Source organism: Dietzia sp. CQ4 (genome assembly GCF_014145125.1).
GTDB classification, from domain to species: domain Bacteria; phylum Actinomycetota; class Actinomycetes; order Mycobacteriales; family Mycobacteriaceae; genus Dietzia; species Dietzia natronolimnaea.
On record NZ_JAALDZ010000235.1, the window covers coordinates 1 to 1,976 of the forward strand.

At 74.0% G+C, this 1,976-nt stretch carries 2 protein-coding genes; one reads left to right on the plus strand and one right to left on the minus strand.

What is annotated here, in order from left to right; all coding sequences use genetic code 11:
- A partial coding sequence (locus G6031_RS13220; RefSeq protein ID WP_182653504.1) for a universal stress protein occupies positions 1-396 on the plus strand: 396 nt, incomplete at its 5' end.
- Between the two features lie 117 nt (positions 397-513).
- On the opposite strand, the gene G6031_RS13225 is transcribed toward G6031_RS13220, so the two are convergent.
- The coding region (locus G6031_RS13225; protein ID WP_187702282.1) for a hypothetical protein at positions 514-1,976 on the minus strand (1,463 nt) is incomplete at its 5' end.

Genomic DNA, 1,976 nt, shown 5'->3' on the forward strand with positions numbered 1-1,976 from the left:
GTGGCCGGGGACCCCGCCGCGGCGTTCGCCTTCGCCGAGGCCGAGAGGCGGGGCACCACCCTGCGGGTGGTCCACTCCGTCGAGGTCCCCCGGCTCCCGGGTGCCTCGCTGTTCGACCTGGACCAGCTCGCCGAGAGCGTGTTGGCCGAGGACGAGAAGGCGGTCACCGACGCTCTCGCCCCGCACGAGGCCCGCCACCCGGGTGTGACCGTCGACCTGGTCCTCGTGGTGGGCGAACCCGCCACCACCATCGCCACCGAGGCCGCGGGGGCCGCGCTCCTGGTGACGGGATCGCGCGGACACGGCGGGTTCGCCGGACTCTTGCTCGGATCGGTCAGTCGGCGGCTGCTCCAGACGGCGCCGTGCGCTGTCGCCGTCGTCCGCCCCACCGACTGAGCCCGACCCACCCCATCCAGAAGACTGTTCCGCACGCATCGGCCGAGAGGCAGGTGTGCGGAACGCTCTTATCGATGCAGGTGGGAGGCCGGGTCCGGGCGCAGGAGCGGGACTCCGCTACGCGGGGCCGATCCGGAGCATCCGCGTGAGCGTGGGTTGCCACATCACGCCCGGGGCATCGCCGCGGGAGACGACGGTGCCGGTGAGTTCCATCGGCTCGTCCAGCGGAGCCACGCCCACGAAGCTGCGTGCCACCTCCCGGCCGGTCTCCACATCCGTCGAGGTCACGTCCACCGGGCCGAACTTCTGTGCCAGGCCCTGATCGAGCAGAGGTCCGAGCTCCGGGCCAAGCCCTCGCTGCACCCCCGACGGCCCGTACGCCAGCGCGTGGATCTGCCCGTCACCGGTCGTGAGCTTGGGCAACGACGCCGTCCGCGACAGCGAGGTCCACGCCCGGGAGCAGGTGCCGTCCGCGCCCCCGGCCCCGTCGGCCCGCACGTCGATGCGCGTCATCCCTCCGGTGTACGGCGCGGAGGCGGGCACGGCCGGGCCGTCGACGGCGAACGGCGGGTACTCGTACCCGTAGGTGTTGACCAGCACCAGCGCGCCGGAGACCGCGATGATCGAGTTCTCCGTGGCCGCGGGCCCCTCGATCAGCACGCCGTCCGGTGCGGCGGAGTCCGGTGCGAGCGAGGTCGCGAACGCCGGCATCCGGCACACCTGCGAACCGTCGGCTCGGCGCAGGACGATCAGGTCGGGGTGCTCGGCGTCATCGGTGATCGCCACCAGCGAGTCGCCCGGGCCGAAGTACGTGGGCGTGGTCCCCGAACCGTGCGCCAGCAGGCCGGGCTTGCGCGCCGGACCCACCTCGTAGCCGTGCCGCCAGCGCACCACCGGGGTCCCGTCCGGCTCGAGGTCGATCTCGTAGAGCGCCCGGGTGGTGATCACCGACGCGCCACCGGGCCGAACGGTCAGCCCGTTGGTGATCCTCTCCCCTGCGGGCAGCGCGAGGGTGCGCACGGTGTCGTCGTCGCCCGGCCGAACGGTTCCCACCACCCCGCCGGAGGTCGCGAACCAGACCCGCCCGTCGAACGCCGGGATCAGCCCGGTGACCGCGTCGCCGGCGGGGACGCCCGCGGACAGGTCCGCCAGGACGTCGACCGACATCCTCCAGGTCCCGTCCGGGTCGCGGTGATGCCCCACGGCGAGGAGCCGCCGGTTGCCGTCGGCCACCACCACCCGGTCACGCTCGTCGAGGTAGCCGTACACCCCGCCCAGCAGGGCACCCTTGGCCAGCTGCACCTCCGCGAGCACCGCCGCGGTGTCGGGATGGAAGAGCTTGACCGTCGGCGCGAGCGGGGTCGGCGGATGGAGCCCCACGTACGAGGTGCACAGGGCGACGGGCATGCCGTCGGTGCCGACGAACACGGTCGAGCAGGTCGCCCCCGTCAGCGCGCCCACGATCGCGGGGTCGGCACCCGGCCCGCGACCGGGCATCGTGTCGGTGGAGGCAACGTCGCCGTGGACCGTGGAGGTGCCGGCGGGGCCGAGTCCGGGCGGTGCGGCCACCGGGGGCGCGG